Source organism: Lujinxingia vulgaris (assembly GCF_007997015.1).
GTDB classification, from domain to species: Bacteria; Myxococcota_A; Bradymonadia; order Bradymonadales; family Bradymonadaceae; genus Lujinxingia; species Lujinxingia vulgaris.
Window position 1 is genome coordinate 1 of the sequence record NZ_VOSM01000080.1, and the last position, 567, is coordinate 567.

General features: G+C 60.5%; 1 pseudogene. It reads right to left on the reverse strand.

Features of this window, described 5'->3' with window-relative positions:
* Positions 1 to 162: 162 nt before the first annotated feature.
* Positions 163 to 567, reverse strand: a pseudogene (locus tag FRC98_RS21945) (IS701 family transposase); the annotation flags it as partial.

Genomic DNA, 567 nt, shown 5'->3' on the forward strand with positions numbered 1-567 from the left:
TACTACTTGATCAGTTCACCCAGAAACCGCTTGAAACGTAGACGATCGACCAGCCATTCACGGGCAAGTTGTGCTCGAGGTTGCCTCGGTACCGGATCCGGGGGGGCTGGTGGCGGGTGCTCCTCGTTGTAGGGCCGCTTACAGTGCTGGCAGTGGCCTCGTTTACGATCCAGACTTTTGATGATTCGCTTGCGCACCGAGGCGATCGATTCGAGGGGTTTCAGGGGGAAAAAGCTTTCGCTGGATTGCCAGGAAAGCGAACGCCGCCATGCAGATGGTCAAATGATGGTTCCAGCCCACCCATGTGCGTCCTTCGTAGTGCTCCATGCCGACATCCTGCTTCATGTCCTGATAGTCGCGCTCGACACGCCATCTCAAACATCCCAGCTCGATCACCCGTTTGGGGCGCACCCGCCGGCCCATGTTTGACAGGAAAAAGTCGGTCGGCTCGGGCTTGCCGGGCGGCCAGATGACGATGAGCCACTCCTCGGGGCCCGGTTCGCAGCCGTGATAGGCCTTGGGAGCGGTGTGAAGGCGGATAGCGGCCGCACGCACCTCCCGCGTCTG